The sequence below is a fragment of the Metabacillus sp. B2-18 genome, assembly GCF_021117275.1.
Taxonomy (GTDB): Bacteria; Bacillota; Bacilli; order Bacillales; family Bacillaceae; genus Metabacillus.
In genome coordinates, this window is sequence record NZ_CP088245.1 from 4,563,359 (window position 1) to 4,587,134 (window position 23,776).

The 23,776-nt window shown below is 35.6% G+C and carries 22 protein-coding genes; 7 read left to right on the forward strand and 15 right to left on the reverse strand.

The window, feature by feature from the left end:
* The first annotated feature begins 13 nt into the window (after window positions 1–13).
* Window positions 14–265: a DUF3006 domain-containing protein gene (locus LPC09_RS22900; RefSeq protein ID WP_231308471.1), complete on the forward strand. Its 252-nt coding sequence runs from the start codon at window positions 14–16 to the stop codon at window positions 263–265.
* Window positions 266–424: 159 nt separating this feature from the next.
* Here LPC09_RS22900 and LPC09_RS22905 read toward each other — a convergent pair whose 3' ends face one another.
* Together LPC09_RS22905 and LPC09_RS22910 are read right to left on the reverse strand one after the other, a co-directional pair.
* Window positions 425–2,131: a methyl-accepting chemotaxis protein gene (locus LPC09_RS22905; protein WP_231308472.1), complete on the reverse strand. Its 1,707-nt coding sequence runs from the start codon at window positions 2,129–2,131 to the stop codon at window positions 425–427.
* 133 nt (window positions 2,132–2,264) lie between these two features.
* Window positions 2,265–3,104, reverse strand: a complete 840-nt coding sequence (locus LPC09_RS22910) for a class I SAM-dependent methyltransferase (RefSeq protein WP_231308473.1) — start codon at window positions 3,102–3,104, stop codon at window positions 2,265–2,267.
* A 225-nt stretch (window positions 3,105–3,329) separates the two neighbouring features.
* Here LPC09_RS22910 and LPC09_RS27685 point away from each other — a divergent pair, with 225 nt between their 5' ends.
* Window positions 3,330–3,746, forward strand: a complete 417-nt coding sequence (locus tag LPC09_RS27685) for a Spo0E family sporulation regulatory protein-aspartic acid phosphatase (RefSeq protein ID WP_442920005.1) — start codon at window positions 3,330–3,332, stop codon at window positions 3,744–3,746.
* Here LPC09_RS27685 and LPC09_RS22915 read toward each other — a convergent pair.
* The 7 genes from LPC09_RS22915 to LPC09_RS22945 form a co-directional block, all read right to left on the reverse strand.
* The gene (locus LPC09_RS22915) at window positions 3,701–5,017 is read right to left on the reverse strand and encodes an alpha-glucosidase/alpha-galactosidase (protein ID WP_231308474.1); all 1,317 of its coding nucleotides are present in this window, start codon (window positions 5,015–5,017) and stop codon (window positions 3,701–3,703) included. The genes LPC09_RS27685 and LPC09_RS22915 overlap by 46 nt on opposite strands.
* Window positions 5,018–5,044: 27 nt before the next feature.
* Window positions 5,045–5,872, reverse strand: coding sequence for a carbohydrate ABC transporter permease (locus LPC09_RS22920; RefSeq protein ID WP_231308475.1), 828 nt, complete (start codon window positions 5,870–5,872; stop codon window positions 5,045–5,047).
* The gene (locus tag LPC09_RS22925) at window positions 5,872–6,798 is read right to left on the reverse strand and encodes a carbohydrate ABC transporter permease (protein ID WP_231308476.1); all 927 of its coding nucleotides are present in this window, start codon (window positions 6,796–6,798) and stop codon (window positions 5,872–5,874) included. Before LPC09_RS22925 ends, LPC09_RS22920 begins: the two co-directional genes overlap by 1 nt.
* A gap of 92 nt (window positions 6,799–6,890) precedes the next feature.
* Entirely contained in the window at window positions 6,891–8,153 is a 1,263-nt protein-coding gene (locus tag LPC09_RS22930) for an ABC transporter substrate-binding protein (protein WP_231308477.1), read from the reverse strand.
* 256 nt (window positions 8,154–8,409) lie between these two features.
* On the reverse strand, window positions 8,410–9,435 hold the full coding sequence (locus tag LPC09_RS22935) for a LacI family DNA-binding transcriptional regulator (RefSeq protein ID WP_231308478.1): 1,026 nt from the start codon (window positions 9,433–9,435) through the stop codon (window positions 8,410–8,412).
* 685 nt (window positions 9,436–10,120) lie between these two features.
* Window positions 10,121–11,521, reverse strand: a complete 1,401-nt coding sequence (locus LPC09_RS22940; protein WP_231308479.1) for an IS110 family RNA-guided transposase — start codon at window positions 11,519–11,521, stop codon at window positions 10,121–10,123.
* 131 nt (window positions 11,522–11,652) lie between these two features.
* Entirely contained in the window at window positions 11,653–12,081 is a 429-nt protein-coding gene (locus LPC09_RS22945) for a hypothetical protein (protein WP_231308480.1), read from the reverse strand.
* Window positions 12,082–12,467: 386 nt separating this feature from the next.
* Here LPC09_RS22945 and LPC09_RS22950 point away from each other — a divergent pair, with 386 nt between their 5' ends.
* Complete coding sequence (locus LPC09_RS22950; protein WP_231308481.1) at window positions 12,468–13,097, forward strand: response regulator transcription factor; 630 nt, start codon at window positions 12,468–12,470, stop codon at window positions 13,095–13,097.
* Window positions 13,098–13,145: 48 nt separating this feature from the next.
* On the opposite strand, the gene LPC09_RS22955 is transcribed toward LPC09_RS22950, so the two are convergent.
* From LPC09_RS22955 to LPC09_RS22970, 4 genes are all read right to left on the reverse strand, one after another.
* A complete protein-coding gene (locus LPC09_RS22955) occupies window positions 13,146–15,425 on the reverse strand; it encodes an ATP-binding protein (RefSeq protein WP_231308482.1) in 2,280 nt (759 codons plus the stop codon).
* Window positions 15,426–15,469: 44 nt separating this feature from the next.
* Complete coding sequence (locus LPC09_RS22960; RefSeq protein WP_231308483.1) at window positions 15,470–15,643, reverse strand: hypothetical protein; 174 nt, start codon at window positions 15,641–15,643, stop codon at window positions 15,470–15,472.
* Between the two features lie 15 nt (window positions 15,644–15,658).
* Entirely contained in the window at window positions 15,659–15,820 is a 162-nt protein-coding gene (locus LPC09_RS22965) for a hypothetical protein (RefSeq protein ID WP_231308484.1), read from the reverse strand.
* 170 nt (window positions 15,821–15,990) lie between these two features.
* Complete coding sequence (locus LPC09_RS22970; RefSeq protein WP_231308485.1) at window positions 15,991–16,506, reverse strand: hypothetical protein; 516 nt, start codon at window positions 16,504–16,506, stop codon at window positions 15,991–15,993.
* A 260-nt stretch (window positions 16,507–16,766) separates the two neighbouring features.
* Here LPC09_RS22970 and LPC09_RS22975 point away from each other — a divergent pair, with 260 nt between their 5' ends.
* The gene (locus tag LPC09_RS22975) at window positions 16,767–17,069 is read left to right on the forward strand and encodes a helix-turn-helix domain-containing protein (RefSeq protein ID WP_098797844.1); all 303 of its coding nucleotides are present in this window, start codon (window positions 16,767–16,769) and stop codon (window positions 17,067–17,069) included.
* A 44-nt stretch (window positions 17,070–17,113) separates the two neighbouring features.
* Entirely contained in the window at window positions 17,114–17,983 is an 870-nt protein-coding gene (locus LPC09_RS22980; RefSeq protein WP_231308486.1) for an IS3 family transposase, read from the forward strand.
* A gap of 213 nt (window positions 17,984–18,196) precedes the next feature.
* Here the strand turns inward: LPC09_RS22980 and lepB are convergent, their stop codons facing one another.
* Entirely contained in the window at window positions 18,197–18,745 is a 549-nt protein-coding gene (gene lepB, locus LPC09_RS22985) for a signal peptidase I (protein ID WP_231308487.1), read from the reverse strand.
* A 205-nt stretch (window positions 18,746–18,950) separates the two neighbouring features.
* Between lepB and LPC09_RS22990 the strand changes: the two genes are divergently transcribed.
* Window positions 18,951–20,237, forward strand: a complete 1,287-nt coding sequence (locus tag LPC09_RS22990) for a M48 family metallopeptidase (RefSeq protein WP_231308488.1) — start codon at window positions 18,951–18,953, stop codon at window positions 20,235–20,237.
* Window positions 20,238–20,397: 160 nt separating this feature from the next.
* Window positions 20,398–21,849, forward strand: a complete 1,452-nt coding sequence (locus LPC09_RS22995; protein ID WP_231307707.1) for an IS1182 family transposase — start codon at window positions 20,398–20,400, stop codon at window positions 21,847–21,849.
* A 530-nt stretch (window positions 21,850–22,379) separates the two neighbouring features.
* Here the strand turns inward: LPC09_RS22995 and LPC09_RS23000 are convergent.
* Complete coding sequence (locus LPC09_RS23000; protein ID WP_231308489.1) at window positions 22,380–23,627, reverse strand: NupC/NupG family nucleoside CNT transporter; 1,248 nt, start codon at window positions 23,625–23,627, stop codon at window positions 22,380–22,382.
* Window positions 23,628–23,776 lie beyond the last annotated feature (149 nt).

The window sequence follows — 23,776 nt, forward strand, 5'->3', positions numbered from 1 at the left end:
ATGGGGTGTTTTAGTGAAAGCCAAAGTTTACACAATTGACCGCTTCGAAAAGGACTTGGCTGTTTTGCTCTTAAGAACAGATGAAACAGTTCAGGTTGATGTTCCGCGCAATCAGTTGCCGGATAGAATAGAAGTAGGTAGTATTCTCGAGGTTGAGTTTACTGGTGACGGGTCTGTTTTATTCGCAAACATTCTAGAAGACGAGACAAGTACTGCTAAGAATAATGCTCAAGAGTTACTGAATAAACTAGCCAATAAAAATTAAAGCGGGACGTGGGGACAGGCACCTTGTCCCATCATTAAAAAGCTAGGATGAATTCTCCATATTGAAGATAAAGAAGGGGATCCATTGGATACCCCTTCTCCTATGGGACAGTGAACCTGTCCCTCTGTCCCGACCTTTGGGACAGCGCACCTGTCCCTATTAAGCTTCAAATCTTTTAATTAAGCCGTTTAGGTCATCAGATAATTTCTCTAGCCCTTCTGCACTTCTAGCTATTTCTTCCATAGAAGTACTCGTTTGCTGAATCGAAGCAGATGTTTGCTCAATTCCTGCCGCTGATTCCTCTGAAATCGAAGCTATATTCGAAATCGAGTTGTTCATTTTTCCACATTCATGGTCGATATCACTTAACCTCATAGCAACACCTTGAATTTTATCTACAACTTCAGTAATAGCCTGATGAATTTCCCCAAATGTTTTTCCAGTTGTTTGAATATCACTCGTCCCTTTTTCAACTTCACTGTAGCCTTCTTCTAAAGACGTCACAACATTGTTTGATTCTGTTTGAATGCTATTCACAATTCCAGTTATATCAGAAACAGATAAAGTAACTTGCTCCGCCAGCTTACGAACCTCACTAGCTACAACTGCGAATCCCTTACCATGCTCCCCTGCTCTAGCTGCCTCTATCGCTGCATTTAAAGCAAGTAAATTTGTTTGTTCAGCGATTGATTGGATAACACCAACTAAGTTTGAAATTTCCTTTGATTGAGTATCAAGTTGTTTTACTTTATCAACAGACTCTTTCACAATTGTATTAATTTTATCCATTTGACTAATGGAGGATTCCATAAGTCTAGTGCCTTCCTCTGTAAGTCCTTGTGCTGAAACTGCAGAAAACACAATGGTTTCTCCAAAAGAGTTGGATTCTTTAATTTTATCTACAAAGCCACTCATTGTTTCTGCCAGCTCTGATGCATCATTCGCTTGGGTTTCTGCACCAGCTGATAATTCTTGCATCGTGACTGCGACTTGGCTGCTTCCTTCTCTTACTTCTGCAGAAGATTGAGTTAGCACTAAACTTTGTCCTGATACATTTTCCGAAACAGAAGAAATCTGCTTGATCATGTCTCTTAAATTAACCAACATAGAGTTCATCGCCACACTAAGTTGACCAATTTCATCTTTACTATCATAATCACTTTCTTCCACTAATAGATTTCCATTCGAGATCTCGGTTGCCATATTGATAACATTATTTAATTTTTGCTTAATTTGACGGTTCACAAAAAATGCAATCATAACTCCTATGATGATATTAAAGAGAATAGCACTGAAGATGATTATGATCGTCTCTTTAATACTAGCCTCTGTTGCAACTATCGCTTTATCACGGGCTTCGTTAATCATTTCCTTTAGCTCTACTAGATGACCCACAACCTCATTGCTCAATGCGTGAGTTAATTTTCTGTTAGCATCAAGGCCTTCCGTACTCCCACTTTCTACTTCCGGAACAATTTCTTCCAAAAATACTCTGTTCATTTCGTTATCACTATTTTGAATAAAAGTGAAAAGCTCTTCTTCTCTCTTGGTATCAATCGAACTTTTTAGTTCTTCTTGAAGACTATTAAATAATGCTCTTTTTTCTTCAAAATCAGTAACAAATTTTTCTTCCGGTGAGTTAATATAATCCGCGATTCGACCATCTTTATCTCTAAAGATACCAGCCATATCTGCTGTTTTTACTGCTCGCTCTCCTCTTCTCTCAAGTGCAGATAATTGATCTTGTATTTCTTGCATTTCATTGTATATAAAAAATGCAGAAATCGTGAAAAGGATAATCGAGATGCTAAGTGCAAGATTATACTTCACACCAAGTTTAAGGTTTTTAAATCGTTTAAATAACATCCTAAGTGCCCCCAAAATAGTCTTTTGCTTTTATTATCGGTTAATTTTGAAAGCACTTTAGTATTTAAGCAGATAAAGTGACAAAAAGGGAGATTTCTTTCGACAAAATCCGGGAAGTGACAGGCACACCTGCCTATCTAGGTCTCCAGCTAAGCAAAGCCGCATTATACTCATTCCTATAAATAAACTTCCCATCCTCACACACAATATATTTACTTAGAACATCCTCCACCAATGATAGATCCACATCTTTGGTTAGAATTTTACTCATATTTTTCTCTAAGCATTCTTCATACGATGAATATACCTGTGTTCTGGATAAAGGAATGATCTTACAATCTGCATAAATTCCTAGTTCATATAATAGATTGAGCAAATCAATATAATCTTTACGTGGAAACTTCACCTGAATACCGTATTGTTCATGAAGTTCTAGGTAATGTGGCTGTATTGGACCTGTTGTCATCCCAATGATAGCTAATCGCCCCGCATATTTATGAATATGAAGCAATGCTTTTTTAATTTCAAACATCCGATAAAAGCAATTAAAGCCAAAGATAACATCATAGTTTTTATTTAGCTCTATATGTTCCCACTTTTCATGAATGAACTCAACGTCCGTCATATTTCGTTTATGTAATTCTCCCTTTAAAAAATCAAGAATTACTGAAGAACTATCCACAAGTGCTAGCTTCTTTACTCTTTCAGCTAACGAAAACGTATAATTTCCCCATCCTGGTCCAATTTCAAGTAACTCGTCTTGTTCATCTATTAGACTTGAAACATGCTTCATTATTTCTATAGCATAAGAATCTGGTTTACCGATATTCTCTTTCTTTTTTAGCAACTCCTGCCAAAAATTCTCCTCACTCTGGTCATTTATCATTCTCTCAGGCAGATTTCCTTGCCAGTCTTTTATCCCTTCCTGCCACTTTTCTTCAATACTCAGTAACCTATTCTTTATATTTTCCATGTGACCTCCAGCATAAGTTTATTGTTTCCACTGTTCCAACGTATATATTTATCTTAGCTACTATTATTATATCGTTATTATTGGCTTTATAACTAAGTAATAGATTCGAGTAGCTTATTAGTATTAGTTAGTCATTTTATTTCAAGCTTCGAAACTTTCGATTCACATTTTCACCATAATAATGTAAAATAATTAGGTAAATATACCTATCAGGAGTGACTGAGATTGGTTACCGCATTAACATCAAACACTCTAGAACTACTAGAGAAACAACTAGAAAAATCAATTAGCGAACTACAAGAAGAACTAAAGAAAACTGTTAAAAGCTTTGGCCTCAACAGTACTAGAACAATAGGCAAGAGTAAACAATTAGATAAATTCATTTTCGAACTACAAGTATTAAAGCAAATTAAAAAAAGTTATAGGGGGACAGGCACCTTGTCCCATTTTCTCATTCAACATAAAAAAGGGTGTCCAATCGTGGACACCCTTTTTTTGGTGGGACAAAGGACCTGTCCCTCACTATTTTCCCTCACTATTTTCAAATGGCGTCCAATCGTGGACACCCTTTTTTTAGTGGGACAAGGAACCTGTCCCTACTTCACACCCACTCCCGAAAACTGCGGCAACCACTGTCCGTGAGCTTCAATTAAGTCGTCACACATAGAGATGATGTCGTCCATGGATAGTTCGGCAGCAGTGTGTGGGTCAAGGAGTGCTGCCTGGTAGAGTGCTTCTTTTTTTCCAGTGATAGCTGCTTCAATTGTTAGTAGTTGTGTGTTAATGTTTGTTCTATTTAGGGCAGCTAATTGCTCTGGCAGGTCTCCGATGTAAGTCGGCATTATACCGCTTCTGTCTACTACACATGGTACTTCAACGACCGCTTTTTCAGGCAAGTTACTGATTAATCGACCTGTATTCAGGACGTTTCCACCAAATTTAAATGGATTGTTTGTTTCCATAGCTTCGATGATTCGAGATCCGTATTCGTGGGATCTTGTGTGAGTAAGCTGGCTATTATGAACCATATCCTCTCTCATCGTTTCCCATCTTTCAATTTGTTCCACACATCGACGTGGATATTCGTCTAATGGAATATTGAATCGATCGATTAACTCCGGGTATTTGCTTTTGATGAAATATGGATGATATTCCGCATTATGCTCGGAAGATTCTGTTACATAGTAACCGAATTTATCCATTAACTCATAGCGTACCATGTCATCATGTTTCCCTTGTTGTTTTTCCTTTGCAAGACGCTTAATTTCTGGATATAGATCTTTTCCATCACGTTTTACTTCAAGTAGCCACGCCATGTGGTTAATCCCAGCTATTCTCTCTTCAATGCCTTCATGATCCATTCCCAAATCTCTGAACAAATGCTCCGTACAAATCTGTACACTATGGCAAAGTCCTACAGTTTTGATATTTGTATAGCGAAGCATTGCTCCAGTTAATGTTGCCATTGGATTTGTATAGTTCAGGAATAGAGCGTCCGGACAAACCTCTTCCATATCCTTAGCAAAGTCCAGCATAACAGGAATAGTACGCAACGATCTAAAAATACCGCCAATCCCGATCGTATCAGCGATCGTTTGACGTAGCCCATATTTTTTAGGAATCTCAAAATCTATTACTGTACTTGGCTTATAGCCTCCCACTTGAATTGCATTAATTACATACTTCGCACCTCTCAAGGCTTCCTTGCGATCACAGTAAGCCTTAATTGTTACGTTGCTATTGTAGTTTTGCTTTAAGTTGTTAAGCATATTCTCTGAATCTTTTAATCGTTGTTCATCAATATCAAATAATGCGAATTCAAATCCCGCTAAAGCTGGAACAAACATACAGTCACCTAACACATTTTTTGCAAATACTGTACTTCCTGCACCGATAAATGTAATTTTAGACATCCTTAACATCCTTTCTTTTATAAAAAATTAGCCTTTAACTGATCCAGAAGATAAGCCGGCAATAAAATATTTTTGTAGAAATAAGAATAGTATTGTCATTGGCAGCATCGCTAATATCGCCGCAGCTGCTACTAAGTTTAGATTGTTTTGATTTTGCCCAAAAAAGCTTGCTAGTGAAACCGTTACAGTGTGCATTGACTTGTCTTGCAAAAAGAAGATGGCAAATTGATAGTCATTCCAGATAAAAACACAAGCTATAATCAGCACGGAAGCTGTTACAGGCTTAAGCAACGGAAACACAATTCGAAAGAACGTTCCAAGTGTACTTGCTCCATCAATTTTCGCTGCTTCTTCCAGCTCTTTAGGGACAGTTGAACGGATAAATCCTGCATATAAAAAGATCGTTAGTGGCATAAATGCCGCAACATTATTTAAAATCGCTACTTCATACGTATTCATCATTCCAATATTTACGACCATTTTATATAACGGTACCAAGGCCGTTAGTGGCGGAATAATCATAATCGCAATAAAAAGAAAATAAAAAATCTTATTTAATGTTGTTTGACGGCGCGCCATTGGATATGCTGCCATCGAGCCAAAGAAAATAAGCAAAGCAGCAGAGAAAACGGTAATAATCGTTGTATTCACAAACGACGGACCTAAATTTGCAATCGTCCAGGCATCTGAGAAATTTTGAAAGTTTAATTCTTTAGGAAAAACCCATTTTGAACTAAAATCCCCCTTAGCCTTTAAAGCAGTTGTCACCATAATATAGAAGGGGATAATATGAATGAACATAACGAGTATCGATACACCTGTTAGCAGCTTTTTATTTTTATTAAGGTGTTCCATTATGCTTCAATCTCCTTCCGCTTAAAGTAAATAAGGGCTGATAAGCTCAAAATCAGAATGATAAATGCCATAAACACACCTTGTGTCGCAGCATACCCCGCATCCTGTCTCTTAAAATATAAATCATACATAAAAGTGGACATTGATTGTGATGCATTACCCGGGCCGCCACCTGTTAAAGCAACAATCACATCAAATAGCTTCAATCCACCGATAATATTTAACACCACATTGATTGTGATTGATGGCATTAACATAGGCAATGTGATGTTTTTAAATTGTTGAAATGAAGTTGCCCCATCAATTTGTGCGGCTTCATAGTAATCTTTTGAAATACTTTGCAATCCAGCTAAATAAATAATCATCGCGATCCCAACGAATTGATAGGTGTTAACAAATACGATGATCCATGTGTTCATCTCAGGGTTTCCTAATGCATTGATTTTTTCAAAACCAAAGAATTGCAACGCATCATTAAGGGCTCCACCTTGAAAAGCGAAGAAAAAGTACCAAATATACCCCATAATCAACGGGCTAATAATAACCGGTAAATAAATAATCGTCCGTGTAATAGCCTTCATTTTTATGCTTTGATTTAACAGCAACGCATATAAAAGCCCCAAAGCATTCTGGAAAATGGTACTTCCGATTCCGTATAGAAGCGTATTTTTCACAACTAACCATGTTGTAGGATCTGCAAAAAGTCGCTTATATTGATCAAAGCCAACAAAATCATAGTCTTGAGAAAATCCGTTCCAATTTGTAAAAGAAAGCTGAATTCCATTGAAAAAAGGATAGAGAATAAACAGAAAAACAACGGCAAAACTCGGAAGATACATCCACCATAGTGATGATTGCTTTTTTATTTTGAGCTTTTTTGACTTATTCGCTACTGATCTCTCAGTATTTGTTACTAATTCGCTCATTTATTTCCACTCCTCATTTAGACTTGTGGTATTTTAAGGAGAAAGCAAATCCACCTTCTCCTGTAATAAATACCTCAGCCCTTCCATCGAAGTTACTGATTTCTTAATCGTGTATACTCTTCACCCATTTTTTTCGAAAGTTGTTCAGGTGTTAAAGTATCAGCAAACAATTCTTGACCAGTAGTAGCCATTACATCCCACATTCCACTTGGTAAGTAAACACGATCGAAGTAAGGCTCAACAGCAATGTCTTCATACTGTTTGTAGTATTCTGAGAAGTAGTTTTCTGCATCTACATTTGTTAGAGCATCTGGTGCAGACGTTCCTTGTGCCATTTTTTCAATGTTTTCCGGCTGTGCCATAAATTCAATGAACTTTTTCGCTTCTTCAGGGTGCTTGGTATCCTTCCACATCGCAATGGTGTGGCGCTCTCCACCAATCCAGCTTTGCTCATCACCTTCATGGAAAGCAGGAACAGGCATCGTTCCAACCTTCACATCAGGATTTAATTCCGTGGCATCAGGCCCTAGTGATCCCGCTACAAATGTAAAAGCAATTTTATCTTGAGCCATTAATTCTGTAGCCTGCTGAAGTTTAGCTGTAAGCACGTCTTCATTGATAACCCCTTTGTCCTGAAGCTCCTTCATTAGTTCCGGTAGTGGTGTATAGTTCGACCAATCAAATGAACCATCCACTAATGCATCTCCATGACTATTTTTTTCATCTGTAATAACTAGAGGAGTAGCAAGCTGATCATAAATTTGACCAATCGTCCAGTTGTCTCCACCCGGAATCCAAAGAGGTGTTACTTCTCCATTACTTTCTTCTTTAATTGTTTCTAAAGCTTTGACAAACTCATCAATTGTATTAGGAGGCTCTACACCATACTTTTCTAATACATTCACATTAAAGCTAATGCCATCTTTTGCTTGATTAATGGGAAATGCATAGACTTTACCAGTGTCATCTTTCAGAATTTTATCTAATGCTGGATCGAGGTTTTGTACCCAATCCATATCTTTTTGATCTGCTACATATTCACCGTAACGAAGCTGTGACCAACCATGTGTATCAAATAAATCCGGCATATCATTTGCCGCCATTTTTACACGAAGCATATCTTCATATCCTCCACCAGGAAGGTTTAAGTCAATCTTAATTTCAGGATTTTCCTCTTCAAAATCTGCAACAACACTTTCAACCGCTTTCTTTTCACCTTCATTACTCAACGTTAAGAAAAAAGATAATGTTACTTTTCCGTCCTCTGCCTCATTAGATGCTCCTTTGTTAGAACAACCAGCTGCAAATACAGAGAAAGCGATTACAAAAGCAATCACACTTATCAACTTTTTCATTCTTATCCCCCACTTTTTCGTTTCTAAAGAATACCAGTCTGTTTTTCTTTTCTTTCGATAAAAGCTAGATTATAATGAAAGTCTAACTATTTTCCCAATTTGGGAGCCTTAGAGATAAAAAGGATGATGAATATTACCTAAAAAATACATTCTGCCAAATGGATTTTTTACATTCATTATTCCTTTTTATCTCTTATTTTTTGAAAACCGAATACTACTCGTGAAGAAAACCACCCCCTTTAAATGCTCACTGTTTTTATCGATTTGCACCACAGCTTTGACGTACCATAAGCTTTGTTGGAACCGTTACCTTCAAAGGAATTTCTCTCCCATTCATTTTATCAAGTAGCAACTGAACACCAACTCTTCCCATTTGTTCTGTATATACTTTTACAGTAGTTAACGGAGTACTTGCAAATCGTGCCATTTGAATATCATTAAAACCTACAATGGCCAGATCCTCTGGTACTTTTATATTCGCTTCTTGTAAAGCATGCATCGCGCCGATTGCCATGGAATCTGATGCGACGAAAAAAGCTTCAGGTAAATTTCCTTTTTTGATGAACTCCTTCATAAGGTCGTACCCTTGAGTCATCGTGTACTCGCCAATGATGACATACTCCTCACAAAATGTCCCTTTTGACTCAAGAATCTTTTTATAGGTTGAAAATCGTTTATTCACAACGACTTTATGATCGGATAAGTAATCTCTTTCTGTTCCGCCAAGATATCCAATTTTCTTATATCCTTGGTTAAACAAATGTGTTAAAGCATTTTCTGTTGCCTTTTCAAAATCAATCACAACACAATCGAAATTTTCTTCGTCAGGACAATGATTGATAAATACAACATTTTTTATTTTCCTAATACTCTCAAGAACCTCCATACTAGTTCCACCAACAACAATCAGTCCATCTAATTCATGATCAAAGGTTTTATCATCATCTGACATTCTGATCATTTTGTTTGCATAAATCCCCTGATTAGAACACTCATTTTCCACCCCTTTTCTTATCGCGGTAAAATAAGGGTCTTCAACTCCATCTATTTTTTCCTCTAACGTATGAACAAATGAAATTCCTACTCTTGGTTGTTTTTCATGAAAAGAACTTTGTGTACCTTTTCTCTCTTTTAAAGTGGTATATCCAAGCTCTTTAGCTATATCTAAGATGCGTGCTCTTGTTTCATCGGTTACCGATAAACTGGGATCATTATTTAACACTCTTGAAACAGTGGAACTAGCCACATTTGCTTTAGCTGCAATTTCTTTTATCGTTGCCATTTTGACTACCTCACTATTTATCTAATAAACTTTTACTATTTTTTCCTTATTTTTACTAAATGTTTCCTTCGTTAGATAAAGTTTACCAACTATTTTAAGCGTTTTCAATACATTTTTTACTAAAATCCTGTTATTTTTTTCTTTCTTGTTGAATTAAACATTGCAATACATCACTATTTTTTATTCCAAATTAAATATCCATATAAAAACATCACCTAAAACACAAGGAAACATTTACTGAATATTTTCTAACACAACTAAAATTCATCTTTAAAAAAACAACCCCCACCTTATATGATGGGGGTTGTTACTTTATCCAGCGTTCGTATTTTACTGTGGTAGTGTTTCATTCGACAAACTTCGGGAAGTGACAGCGTACTATGTCAATAAGAATTTTAAAGTTTTTGAACAACTTAAATACACTAAACGTATTTTTGTAAAAAAAATACAGTAAACAACTGACAGAAAACACTATATAGGAATCTCACTCTTTTAAGATCTGAATAATAACCTTACTTCGCTTCAATTCTGTAGGGATGCAACCTGGTTAGTACAAGTCATAGTTAACGTACAATTCGCATTTACAGGACGAAGTAAATCATGCTGTCACTCGAGGTCTTGTTGCCTCCGGCACCAAAGTCGATTTTACTTCGATCCTAGAAGAGGAGACTCCATTTTTTATAATTTAAGCTGCTAATACTATTCTTAAAAATTCTTCCGTTTTTGTGTAGTTGAGCTTCTTCTTAATTTCAGATAAATAACTATATTGTGGTTGTTTTGATTGATAAGGCTTTTTGTGTTGTAACATAGAAAAGGCTATTCTTATAAATTTATTTCCTAAAGCTATATAGGCTTTTCTTGCATGTTTTCCTCGTTCCCTCAATCTATCAAAGAAAGGTCGTAAGTCTTTATTGTGTTGTGCCAACGATTTACCTACGGTATACACGATGAATCGTAAGTGCTTGTTTCCCTGCTTAGAGATCTTGCCGTAGAAGCCTTGTGTTCCTCCAGACTGAATAATAATTGGATTTGTACCAGCTTTTTTTATAAGTTGGCCGGCATTCTCGTAATGAGAAACTTCACCTAATTCGCTAAAGAACTCTGCCGCAGTAATTACTCCTATTCCTGGAACTGTTAATAGAAGTCTACCTTCTGTTTGGAGTAATACCCGTTCTATTTCTTTCTCGAGAATGATGATTGTTTCGTTTAGTTGCCTTAAATCCTTAAGTGCTAGATGAAGTAAAAGTAATTCTGCAGACAGATCTTCCTTTGGTTTAACAATTGAATTCTCGGCTACGGAAAGTAGGGTATTCATGGTATCTTCTCTCATTCTTAATTTTTGTAATCGCGAGATTTCCCTAATGCCTGTAAGTCCAAGAGATAAAACATCTGAAGGATGGGGGTAATGCTCCATGAAAATCAACGAGGACTTTCCCCAGAAATCACTAAAAATAAGTTTTTTCCTTGGTATATTACCTTTTACTTCAATATATCCTTGAAACTCTCTCCAGATATGATCCATCAAAGTCCGTATTTTCACACGAGTTTTTGAGCGCTTTTGAACCTCAGTTCTTCTTGCACGAGTAAGTGTCATTAATTTACGAAAATTACCTTCTGGTAATTTGTTTTCCATACCTTTATTTTGCATTAAGGCATGAGCGATAGCGTAAAGGTCGAGGTCATCTGTTTTACTCCAATTTAGAGCGCTAGCTCTTTCCTCATGAGTTGTCGCTGCATTTATTAAAGTCACATGATATCCAAACTTACTTAATTCTTTTACAATGTCCTCATAATAATGACCAGTAACTTCCACTCCAATCAACAGTTTTTCTGCCTGGAGTTCTTTTTCTGCCTTTTTAATCCTCGAGCATATATCCTTTATTCCTACCTCGTTTATCCCAAAGAAAAATGGTTTTTCTATAACATCACCAAAGTAATTACAGATAAGAGCCTTTTGAAAATACTTTGCCGCATCGATCGCTACAATTAAAACTTTTTCTAAATTTAGTCCTCTAAGTTGTGAACTGAATTGACTACCTTTTCTTCCTTGTATATTATTAATATAGTTTTTGTTTTTTAACCCCATGTGTTTCTCCTCCGTGTTGGTTGATAGAATGAGGTTCCCTGTCAGGTACTTTAATCTTACAACATGGAGAACACTGGGGTCTTTTTTTATTTAAAGACTATTCGACATTATTATCTAATACACCAGGCACCCTAAAACAAAGGAACTACAAAATACCTTATTTTAGGCTCTAATCGTATAACCTCTTCATAACTTCCATTTTTGTCGTTCCAATTTATCGTTAATAACACTTCATCTTTTTTATTTTCTATGGTTTCAGTTGTTGTTAGGTAATTGTAGTTATGACCGTTTTCTACTTCTTCTTTACTGTCTACCGAATGTAGTTCTGTTCCGTTTTTAGTAAGGATAACATTTGAAATAGTGACTGTTTCTTTTCCGTTCCAAGTAAGGTTACCATTCCAAAAGCCTTTAGGGCTTCGTTCATCCTTGAACGTTGTTTTCCAGTCCTTATTTTGAGAGTATCCTTCCCACTCAGGGGGTTGATTTAGTGAGTAGATGACCCAGGATACAAGGCACAAAATGAAAATAGCTATGAAGTAAATTATTTTTTTATTCGTCATGTGGTCGTCTCCGTCTCCAGTTTTTTCCTATATCATACATGGACGGAACTAGGTTGAATAGAGTACGAATGACCTATTACCCTTTTTGATCACTCTATACATATTTCAGCTTGCGTTTAGAACCTTTTTCATCATTTTGCACATACAGAAAGCCCATTCGAGACCTACTCAAATGGGCTTTCTACCTCTATAAGCACCCTTTTTCTAAGAATTCGGTGCCCACAATGAATTTACAATACTGCTACCAAAAAACGGACAGAGGGACAGGTTCTTTGTCCCTATCCACTTGCCAAAATCCGTTAATTTAGTGAGACAAGGGACCTGTCCCCTTGTCCGCAGATTTGGTGTATACTTGAAAAAGAGCTGATGAACGAGGGTGATTTTCAATGGTTAATGTATTAGTTGTAGATGATCATATTGCAGTAACAGAAGGTACAAAGGCAATATTAGAAACGTGTGATGACATCTTTGTTGATACTTTGTCACCCCCTTTTTCTATCGATTTGATTAAGGACAAAGATTACTCAAAGTATGATGTTATCTTGATGGATATAAATTTAGGCCTGGAACAAAACGGAATTGAAGTGTCCAAACTCATTCTGAAGGATCAGCCTAATTGCAAAATCATTATTTACACGGGATATGATATTGAGGATTATTTTGTAGAAGCTGTAAAGAATGGGATTTACGGAGCTATTAATAAAAATACTACAAAACAAAATATTGTTACTTATATTAACCATGTTCTTAATGGGAATATTGTGATGTCATTAGAGCTTTGTAAAAGATCTCTTAAGACCTCCACAAAGCCACCAAGAGAGAAGGTTGGTTATACAGAACGCGAGCGTAAAATCCTAGAATTATTAGGAGAAGGTCTAACGAATCAGGAGATTGCAGATAAAATTTTCGTGAGTAAACGAACTGTTGAGTATTCCATTACTGAGATATTTAATAAGTTGAATGTATCGTCACGAGCAGAAGCCGTTTTAATCGCAAAATCTGAAGGACTCTTATAAATAGGAAAGATAACCTCCTTGTCTCATGGCAAGTGTAGGTTATCTTTTTTATATTTCAATGATAACTTTAAATCCGTCACCAGGGTTCGTATCTATCTTCATTGTTCCGTTTAACAGCGCAACTCTCTCACGAATACCTGATAACCCCATACTGCTCTCCTTGGAAAATATTGTATCAGCACCAGCGCCAACACCATTGTCTTCATAATGAATAACCAATACCTCTTTAATATTAACTAGGATAAGGTTAATATGTGAAGCCTCAGAATGCTTAGCCGCATTGTTTAACAGCTCTTGAACAATTCGATAGATATTTAATTGTACATCTAAATCCTCAGGTTCCTTAAGGTTGTTAATATTTAAGTTAACCGTCATTTGATGGTTTTCTTCATGTTGATAAATTAACTTTTCCAAACCCTTTTTTAACCCTAGATCATATAAAACATTCGGTCTTAATTCATAGCATGTTTCTCTAGTTGTCTTAATAACCTTCGTGATATGATTCATCATTTTATTTATCTCATCAGTACTTACATCATTACCACTTATATACCATTCACTCGCTCTTTCAAAATTCTTTTGAAGAGAAAGCAAGTCTTGTAAAACTGAATCATGAAGGTCCTTCGCAACCTCTGATCTTTGTTTTTCTTCTAGTTTATAGAGTACTCGGTTAAGCCAAATTGGGTTTGACTCTTCCTTTGAATGCTCCAAGTTTTCAAGATATGACATGAGGTTTTCAATCTTTAAAAAGTTCTCAAGCGTTACATGTGTGTAATAAGCAAGGGTTTTTAGATAAGAGAGTTCGTCTCTTGTTAAGATCGGTGTGTTTATTTTGGAAGTACATACAAGTAAGTAGAAGTTTTTATCCACTTCACCTACATTGATAATAAATCCTCTATTAACTTCGATAATCTGCCCTACAGTTCTATTACATTTCTTAATTTCTTCTTCATATTCTAGGATATCTTGAGCAAGCTCACTCAGTAAAATAGAATCCTTGCCAATTTCAACATGGTAAATATCACTAACTAGTGTGATATCTAGTATTGTTTTCTTGAGTTCATCCATTACCTGACTAATATTATTTGCATTCCTTAGACTTTCTGTATAGCGAAAGATACTCTGTTGATAATTTTTCTTTTCAGAAAAACGGTTTAATTTGCTGTCTAATATTTCCTTATAGTAAAACGTTAGCATATAGATAAATATGAAAAATACAAATAACCTGATTGAATATAAAATAGGGTTATTACCTTTTGTCATCGCAACTACAGAAATACTAAGTAATCCAGGAATTAATCCTATAAGAAAGTAATAGCGTACTCGCCCAATAACAAAATCGATATCATGAATTTTGTCAGCTAAAAATTGATAAACTAACGCTGTTGGGATAATTATTAGGAATCCAGCTAATATAATCGGAGGAAAAATATAAACCCTAAACAATACATATGGAATAACATAAAAAATAACAAACGGTGTAATGGCAATGATATTTGAAATAAGCAGCACTTTAATTAGATATTTTTGTACCCTATAATCTATACGTCTTAATCCTAAAACCATTACAATAAATCCAATTACATATAGGATAAAAAATGACAATAAGTTTATAGATTTCTGATAAGCAAATTCTACAAATATCATTTGCTCAATCAGTACATTTAGGATAACTACAAAATATCCTATCTTATAGCACCATTTGCTAAACCACACCTTTCCAATATCTGAAAAGTAATGGTAGATAAACTGTAAGAATAATACTGGAACAGATAGAAAAGTAACAAGATTTAAATTTCTAAGTAGTACCTCTCCTCTAGTAGATCCTCCACCACTAAAATATGCAACTGAGAGATCCAGTAGAAAAATAATGAGGTAGAATGAAGGGCGATTTAAGCCATTTTCTGTTGTATTATAGATATGGAAGCATGCATAAAGCACTAAAATAGCGACAATAGATGGTACGATAATTTGAAATACGGTTTGCAAATCAAACGTATAATCAAAATGAAAATCTTCTATTTCACCATTTGTTTTTAGGACGCTTATTCGATCTGATTGTTCAATTCTTTCATATTTATTTACTAGTTTATAATTATGTGGATCTTTACCATTGACTGAAAGTATAATATCTCCGGGTTTGAGTCCAGATTCTTCCGCTATTGAACTTGGTTCTAACTCAACAACTTTAACTGGTTTATCTGGATCATTTGTAACCCTTGCCCCGATATAAGGGTGCATAGTTATAAAAACTGTAGTATAGGCAACAATTGATAGGAAGATGATTACTGCAATGGTGAAGAACACTCTTGACTGTCTTATATTCACTTTGCTTCTAAATAACTCCTTTATGCTTTAAAAGCATATGATGATTACATCCAGAATTTAGATAGTGACACTTTACTATGATCTTTAATCATTTTAATAACCTGAAGAGTCTCTTCCTTCGTTACTTTCACTAAAGAAGCTGTACCTGCTAAAACCGCTTGCTTTTCTGTCTCATTGTTTCTTAGGTAATTAACTGTTTGCTCAACTGTTGGATTCATTCCAATCTCTCCTTTTTATATGGTTTCTAAAAGTACATCTTTTATTGCTTTTTGTGCTATCTCATCTACATAAAGCAGGCATGAGCGATTTAAAAGTATTTGTTCTAGTTCTTCTTTGTTCTTAGGATCAATTAGGTATGCTACTATATCGGATATTTCATAGTTTGATCGAATCATCATACCCTCCTTTAACACTTCTATTTTACTAAAATTGTAAGGGATTTGAAAATAAATATTTTGTAAAATTGGGAGGGCGAATAGCAAAACAGGTCGTAATACCCAATATTTCATGATTACAAATACCCAATTCCAAAAATTTGAATTATTTTATTTTTATATCCTTAAATTTATAATGTAATATTTTTTTGAGTATCCATTAAATAACTAGAAATCGCCTTTACATTCTTCAAGTTTTTCCCATAATCCACAACAGTAGTTGGAACAGCAGGCTTACTTTGTATATGTACCTTAGAATTTTCCGCATTGATCTTCTCAACATTAACCACAATTGTATCTCCCCAGGTTAGGGCGTTTACTGCTGTTTTAGCGCGGATAATACCTTCCTGCTCATTTTCATAAGTGATTTTTGCACCTTTAATCGAAAGCACCGCCTTTTTACATAGCTCAAAGACAGGCTTGCATGGCAGAGTTAATTCAATTACTTTTTCCTGCTTCACACTACTAGTTCCTGATTCTCCAATTGACTTCATTGAAATTTTGTTAATGATTCCTATCATGACAGCCATTGCTAATCCAAAAAAGAAACCTACCGTAATTCCTAGTTCCAGTTCTTGAAACAAAAGGCCCATAATAAGTCCAAAAGAAATGCTAGTTATGAAAAAGATCGTGAGCAGTTTCTTCATTTTATTTTTCTCCTCCAATAAAAAAAGCGTCCCACCTTTCGTAGAAACGCTATTGTATAGTATAAATAGTACATACTTTGTAGATATGCATTCAATGCTAACTTTGAATCCCAACCGCTTGCATAATCTCGGTAAGTGATAGAAACCATACATTCATTTCGACAAATTTCGGGAAGTGACAGTGCTCGACCCCCTTATAATGGACATATGAATTATAATTAAAGTACGACATATATACATTTTTATTGGGGGGATAAGAGATGGCAAAACAACATAATACTGTCGAAACTAAGTTAAAAGCTGTTCGTAGAGTATTGGAAGATCTTACACCAGTGGCAATTGTGGCTAAAGATTTAGACCTTCATCGTGATACGGTTAATCGATGGGTTAATGCATATAAGAAAAATGGAGAAAAAGGATTAATTAATCCTAAATCTGTTGCCCATTCTTCAACTCAAAAACAAGATGAAAAGATAAGAGAGTTAGAAAAGAAACTTAAAGAAAAAGAACTAGAGAATGAAATCCTAAAAAAGTTCCAGGCCTTTCTCAAGGAGAAAAAATAAACACAAAATATGAGGCAATTACCCACTTGAGAGAGGAATATTCTGTGGTGTTGTTATGTAAGGTTTTAGGGGTATCTAAAAGTGGATATTACGCTTATATTAAACGTCCTAGTAGAAAAATTGGTAAAGGGGATCGTGAAATTTTAAGCCTTATTAAACGTATCTATAATCGTCATCAGGGCACCTATGGTGCTAAACGAATTTCGAAAGTATTGAAGAATAAAGGAATAGTAGTGAATCACAAAAGAGTAGCTCGCTTAATGAAAGTAACAAACTTAAAAGCCAAAGTAAGACGGCCAAAAACAACCAAAGAGTCTAAAGTTCAAGCAGCTGGTTTTGTATATGAAAATATTTTAAAAAGAAATTTCAAAGCAGTTCACCCTAATCAAAAATGGGTAACAGATATGACTGAGGTATGGATTGGGTCACATAAAAGATGTATCTCAGCTATTCTAGACTTATTTAACAGTGAAATTATTGCTTTTGAGATTAGCACAAGTCCAAACACTGAATTAATTGAAGCTACTGTAAAAAAGGCGATGAAAAATAGAAATCTGAAAGATTTAAAAGGCGTAGTCATTCATAGTGATCAAGGAAGTGTCTATAGATCCCTTAGTTACAATGAATTAAGCAAGAATCTACACTTTACTCCGAGTATGTCACGTAAAGCAAATTGTTGGGACAATGCGGTAATAGAGAGCTTTTTTTCCCAACTAAAATCTGAGTTTCCATGTTTTTATCCCACAAATAACATAAAAACAAGTGATACAAACTTTAAAAAATATGTACATTATTACAACGAGGAACGAATTCATACAAGAACCGGTTTTGTTTCTCCAAGTGAATATTATAAGGATTATATCCAAACTAAGAAGCTGGGGCTTTGCGTATCAAACTTCAAAGCAGCAACTTGATATGAAGTGGTGGGCATGATTGCCTTGTTTGGTATGCCAACCATTAACTAAATGGCTGGCTTTTTGGTGGCAGAATAATGCCCACAGAGGCTCCATGTCAAGTATTAAATAAATCTCAGTTTAAAATTCAAAGGACAATTACATTTCATTTATTTTCCAATTTTGTCGTTTTGTTTTTTGTCTATTTATTGGGGGTTTGACCACAGGCACCACCTACTCCGGAACTCCCACCGCATTCACAGGATAAAACCGAAACTTCACTTCACCAACGACAGAGTCATATGGTACGAATCCGAATAATCTGCTGTCTTTGCTGTCTAAGCGATTGTCTCCCATTACAAAGAGCTTGTCTTTTGGTACTTTTGTTTCTCCTGTGATTTCTTCGAGGGTGAAGTCAAATGTTAGTTCTTCTAATGGATTATTTTCTTTATTTTCTCTTAAATACTCTTCTGGGAATTCTTCGCCATTGATAGAAAGAACATCATCTTCCATTTTAATCGTATCGCCAGGTAGACCTATTACTCTCTTTATATAGTGTTCTCCTTCAAGGTCTGGAGCATCAAACACGACCACATCAAAGCGCTGAATCTCTGATGTTTTACTCAGTATCACCCGATCCGCATCATGTAATGTCGGTGACATGGATTCTCCAAATACAGATGTTGGGGTAAAAATAAATTGTCGACAAACAAAAACAATGATAATCGCAAGTGCAAGTGTTTTTATCCAAGAAAGTATTTCTTTTTTTGTACTAGCTTTCATTCTTGTTTTCCACCTCATACTTCAAATTTTCCCATGAAAATAATTTCCAATTTCACCCTGTTTTCAACCACTTAAATCATACCACATTTCTAAAATGTATTTCCCATCCTTTCCCTAAAAGAAAAGGTTGTTTTTATATTCATTTTCATCTTTAAACATCATATAATGAAATTTGTCTGTTAGTAACTGTTAGGAGTTGAAAAAAATGGAAAACAATAAAAACCTTGTCCATAAGCACGAAGAAACGCTATTTATTATCTGTGTCATCGTCAGCGTTTTTATGGCATTATACTTACTTCTTTCGATCATTGGTGTTTTTATCGTATTAGCGATTGGATTAATATCACTATTCTCACATGCTCTCTCTATGGCACACATCCAATTAAATGGGGTGAGATTAAGAGAAAATCAGTTTCCTGAGCTTCACAATAAGGTGATCACTCTTTGTCAAAAGATGAATTTAGACAAGGTCCCTGAAGTGTATGTAATTGAATCTGGTGGACTTTTAAATGCTTTCGCTACAAAAGTTCTCGCATTATTCGGGAAAAACATGGTTGTGCTATACTCTGATTTCATTGATATTGCAGAGGATTCAGATGACTTCGATATCGACTACGTCATTGCACACGAGTTAGCTCATATCAAAAGAAATCATATTGCTAAAAGTATACTACTCTCTCTATCTATGTGGATACCATTCCTAGGCACAAGCTATTCACGAATGGCAGAATATACATGTGACCGTATGGCAGCCCATTATACAGAAAAACCGGAAAATGCTATCAATGGTCTTTTAGTTCTAGCTGCGGGTAGAAGGCTTTATAACAAAGTCAATATTCAAGAATATTTAACGCAATACAACGAAAAACGGGGGATTTTTGCTATTTTAACTGAGTTATTATCAACACATCCTCCTATTCCAAAGCGTATTCATGAGATAGAACTTTTCACATATGGTGAACCATCCGTACAGCTAAAAAGCAGAACAAAGAGAATTGTTTTGTTAATGTTCGTTATCTTTGTTGTTATTCCAACAATTTTCATTGGTTTTGGTGTAGGAACTGCTGTTGTTCTATCACAATTCACTAGCAAACTGGATGAATTTTTCACGGAGATTGAATATGGAGCTGAATATACTCCTTTAATGCAGGCTGTAATAGATGCTGATCAAGCAAAAGTGGAGGACCTTTTACTAAGTGGTGAAGACCCTAATGAAGTAAATGAATACGAAGAAAGTGTCCTAATGATCGCTGTTACAAATGATCAGGCCGACTTTATTCCCTTGCTCGTTGAATATGGCGCAGATCCTAACTGGCAGGATAGCTGGGGATGGACGGCATTAATATCTGCTGTTTATGAAGAGGATATTGATACTATTAAAAAATTATTAGAAGCAGGTGCAGATCCTGCTCTTACTGATTCTGAAGGAATATCAGCTGTTGATCATGCTTATGACATTGGAAATGATGAGATTATTGAGTTGTTAAATTAAGGGGACAGGTTCCTTGTCCCATTTATTAAGTGAAAAATCCCTCCCTTAAAGAGAGGCCACTGAAAAAGTCCAAGTAAAAGGTAGAAAGATTCACTTAGGTGAACCTTTCTACCTTTTTTACTTTATAATTAAAATTATAAATATAAGTGGGTGGTTTCCAATGATACAACAACAACAAACAATGATGTTTAGTCCATATGTGGCTCTATATGATATCGTCGTTCCTCAGGATAATATGTTACGAAGAATTAAGGATCTAATTGACTTTTCTTTTATTTACGAAGAATTAAAGGATAAATATTGTCTAGATAATGGGCGGAATGCGATAGATCCTATTCGCATGTTTAAATATTTGTTTTTGAAAACCATTCATGATGTTTCAGATGTTGATATTATCGAGCGTTCAAAATATGATATGTCCTTCAAATATTTTTTGGATATGGCTCCGGAGGAAGCCGTTATTGATTCAAGTTCTTTGACAAAGTTTCGTAAGCTTAGGTTAAAAGACATGAACTTATTAGACATGCTTATCAATAAGACAGTGGAGATTGCCATTGAGAAAGAGATTATTAAAAGCAAGTCCATTATTGTAGATGCCACCCATACAAAGGCGAGATATAATCAAATGACTCCAAAAGAAATACTAATGGAGCGCTCCAAAAACCTCAGAAAAGCAATTTATAAAATTAACGAGAGTATGAAGAAGAAATTCCCCGTAAAGCCAAACAATGATCTACTTGAAGATGAGATTACTTATTCCCAAGAGCTCATTGAAGTGATTGAAAAGGAAGAAAGCCTTTTAGAGTATCCAAAAGTCAAGGAACATCTTAATCTCCTGAAAGAAGCCGTTGCAGATGATATCGAACAGCTACAGTCCATGAATGATCTAGATGCCAAAGTCGGACACAAAGCAGCTGACTCATCATTCTTTGGCTATAAAACTCATCTGGCGATGAGTGAAGAGCGAATTATTACAGCCGCAACGATTACAACCGGAGAAAAAAATGATGGAAAAGAGCTACAGACACTTGTTGAGAAAAGTATAGATGCAGGAATGGAAATTGAAACGGTTATTGGGGATACTGCGTATTCTGAGAAAGACAACATTCAATATAGTAAGGAAAATGGAATTAAACTGGTCTCAAAATTAAATCCTTCCATAACTCAGGGTACCCGAAAAAAAGAGGATGAATTTGAATTCAATAAGGATGCGGGCATGTATGTCTGCAAGGCAGGGCATATGGCTGTACGGAAAGCTAGGCAAGGTAAAAAAGGAGTAGGCAAAAACCAAGTTGATACCTACTATTTTAATGTTGAAAAATGCAAGAGATGTCCTTTCAGAGAAGGGTGCTACAAAGAGGGAGCCAAAAGTAAAACATATTCTGTTTCCCTTAAGTCTGATCAACATTCATCCCAAGCACAATTCCAGAAAAGTGTATATTTTAAGGAAAAGTCTAAAGAGCGTTATAAAATTGAAGCGAAAAATAGTGAATTAAAACACAGACACGGGTATAATGTGGCAAAATCCTCGGGTCTAATTAGCATGGAGTTGCAAGGCGCCATGGCTATATTTACGGTAAACATTAAAAGAATTCTAAAGCTACTAGGGTAAAATTAGAGAAAATATGTGGCTAATGCAAAGAAAGAGCCGACTTTAATTCCTAAAAAAGGAAAAAAAGTCGGCTCTTTTTAAACTCACATGAATAATCTTTAAAATCGTCAGATTTTCAGTGGCCTCCTTAAAGACGGGAGGGATTTTTGTTACATTAATTAGGTTACACCTTTACTTTCCCTTTTACATATAAATGCATTCCAGATGACGATGCTGATCGTTCTATTTCTACTCCATTTAATACGCAAAATAATTTTAGGATTGTAGGAAGCTATTACCTCCGATTGCAGATTCCAATAATCAATCAAACATGCTAGCACCTTAGTTAGAAAACTTTCACATCAAACTAGTTTAACAGGATATCTCAAAATGCACTTCACTAACCTATTTATTTACAATTAAAAGAAAAAGCCCACACGAGATTCCTCTCACATGAGCTTTCTGATTATCATATCAATACGGGACACGGAACCTGACCCCTTGTCCCCGGGACAATGAACCTGTCCCTTAGGAACAACCTTAGGAACACCTTAAAACAACATCCCAGCAATCGCTGCACTTAAAAGTGATGCCAATGCTCCGGCGATGACACAACGCACGCCTAGTTTAGCGATGTCTGGGCGTCTGCTTGGGGCAAGACCACCTAAGCCGCCTAGAAGAATAGCAAGTGATCCGAAGTTTGCAAATCCACATAAAGCAAAGCTAATAACAATGTTTGTTTTATCTGATAAATTAGCCATTTCAGGTGTAAATGCAGCATATGCTACAAATTCGTTTAAGACAATTTTTTGTCCGATGAAGCTACCAGCTTGAAGCGCCTCTGCCCAAGGTACACCGATCATAAACGCAATTGGAGCAAAAACCCAGCCTAATATCATTTCTAGTGAAAGTGATCCAAATCCGAACCAGCCACCAATTCCACCTAACATTCCGTTAACTAGTGCAATTAAAGCAATAAATGCTAGTAACATTGCACCTACATTAAGAGCTAAACCTAATCCGTCAGATGCTCCGCGTGCCGCTGCATCAATTACGTTTGCTGGTTCGTCATCTTTATCATCAATATCTTCTGCTGAATTAATTGATTCAGCTGTTGCAGCAGTTTGTTCTTCTACTGCTTTTTCCGTTTCAGGAATCATGATTTTTGCCATGATTAAACCTGCAGGTGCTGCCATAAAACTTGCTGCTAAAAGATATTCAAGAGGTACGCCCATTAATGAATATCCAATTAAAACAGAACCTGCAACAGATGCAAGACCACCTGTCATAACGGCAAAAAGCTCTGATTGTGTCATTTTAGCAATATACGGACGAATAACTAGTGGTGCTTCCGTTTGTCCAACAAAAATATTCGCTGCTGCTGACATTGATTCTGATTTACTTGTTCCTAATAACTTCGAAAGTCCACCGCCAATGATTTTAACAACCCACTGCATAATTCCAACATAGTAAAGGACTGAAATTAGCGAAGAAAAGAAAATAATAACCGTTAAAACTTGAAAGGCAAAAATAAATCCGATCCCTTCATTTCCTATTAAACCACCAAATAAGAACGTTACACCTTCATTTGTGTAGCTCGTAATATCTTGTATCTTCGTAGATAGCCAGTTAAGCGCTTTTTGTCCAAGCTCCCATTTTAAAACAATAAAAGCAAATAGTATTTGAATAGCAAGTCCACCTAAAACCGTACGATAATTAATCGCTTTCTTATTGTTTGAGAATAAAAATGCAATTCCTAAAATAAAAACAATGCCCATAATTCCCCAAAGAAAATTCATTATGGATCCCCCCATATTTTGAGTTAAATTAAACTGAAATCCCTTTCATTTTACAAAACGTCAGATGTCCTACCTCTTTAAATTATATTAAGTTACCACTAGATTAGTAACCGCATACATAGCATACATTATTAAAGTATTGTTTGTCA

Coding starts and splice junctions, on each gene's coding strand:
- LPC09_RS22905 (WP_231308472.1), bottom strand. CDS start 2,131: ATGTTATTTAAACGATTTAAAAACCTTAAACTTGGTGTGAAGTATAAT.
- LPC09_RS22910 (WP_231308473.1), bottom strand. CDS start 3,104: ATGGAAAATATAAAGAATAGGTTACTGAGTATTGAAGAAAAGTGGCAG.
- LPC09_RS22915 (WP_231308474.1), bottom strand. CDS start 5,017: ATGTCTAAAATTACATTTATCGGTGCAGGAAGTACAGTATTTGCAAAA.
- LPC09_RS22920 (WP_231308475.1), bottom strand. CDS start 5,872: ATGGAACACCTTAATAAAAATAAAAAGCTGCTAACAGGTGTATCGATA.
- LPC09_RS22925 (WP_231308476.1), bottom strand. CDS start 6,798: ATGAGCGAATTAGTAACAAATACTGAGAGATCAGTAGCGAATAAGTCA.
- LPC09_RS22930 (WP_231308477.1), bottom strand. CDS start 8,153: ATGAAAAAGTTGATAAGTGTGATTGCTTTTGTAATCGCTTTCTCTGTA.
- LPC09_RS22935 (WP_231308478.1), bottom strand. CDS start 9,435: ATGGCAACGATAAAAGAAATTGCAGCTAAAGCAAATGTGGCTAGTTCC.
- LPC09_RS22940 (WP_231308479.1), bottom strand. CDS start 11,521: ATGGGGTTAAAAAACAAAAACTATATTAATAATATACAAGGAAGAAAA.
- LPC09_RS22945 (WP_231308480.1), bottom strand. CDS start 12,081: ATGACGAATAAAAAAATAATTTACTTCATAGCTATTTTCATTTTGTGC.
- LPC09_RS22950 (WP_231308481.1), top strand. CDS start 12,468: ATGGTTAATGTATTAGTTGTAGATGATCATATTGCAGTAACAGAAGGT.
- LPC09_RS22960 (WP_231308483.1), bottom strand. CDS start 15,643: ATGAATCCAACAGTTGAGCAAACAGTTAATTACCTAAGAAACAATGAG.
- LPC09_RS22965 (WP_231308484.1), bottom strand. CDS start 15,820: ATGATTCGATCAAACTATGAAATATCCGATATAGTAGCATACCTAATT.
- LPC09_RS22970 (WP_231308485.1), bottom strand. CDS start 16,506: ATGAAGAAACTGCTCACGATCTTTTTCATAACTAGCATTTCTTTTGGA.
- LPC09_RS22975 (WP_098797844.1), top strand. CDS start 16,767: ATGGCAAAACAACATAATACTGTCGAAACTAAGTTAAAAGCTGTTCGT.
- lepB (WP_231308487.1), bottom strand. CDS start 18,745: ATGAAAGCTAGTACAAAAAAAGAAATACTTTCTTGGATAAAAACACTT.
- LPC09_RS22990 (WP_231308488.1), top strand. CDS start 18,951: ATGGAAAACAATAAAAACCTTGTCCATAAGCACGAAGAAACGCTATTT.
- LPC09_RS22995 (WP_231307707.1), top strand. CDS start 20,398: ATGATACAACAACAACAAACAATGATGTTTAGTCCATATGTGGCTCTA.
- LPC09_RS23000 (WP_231308489.1), bottom strand. CDS start 23,627: ATGAATTTTCTTTGGGGAATTATGGGCATTGTTTTTATTTTAGGAATT.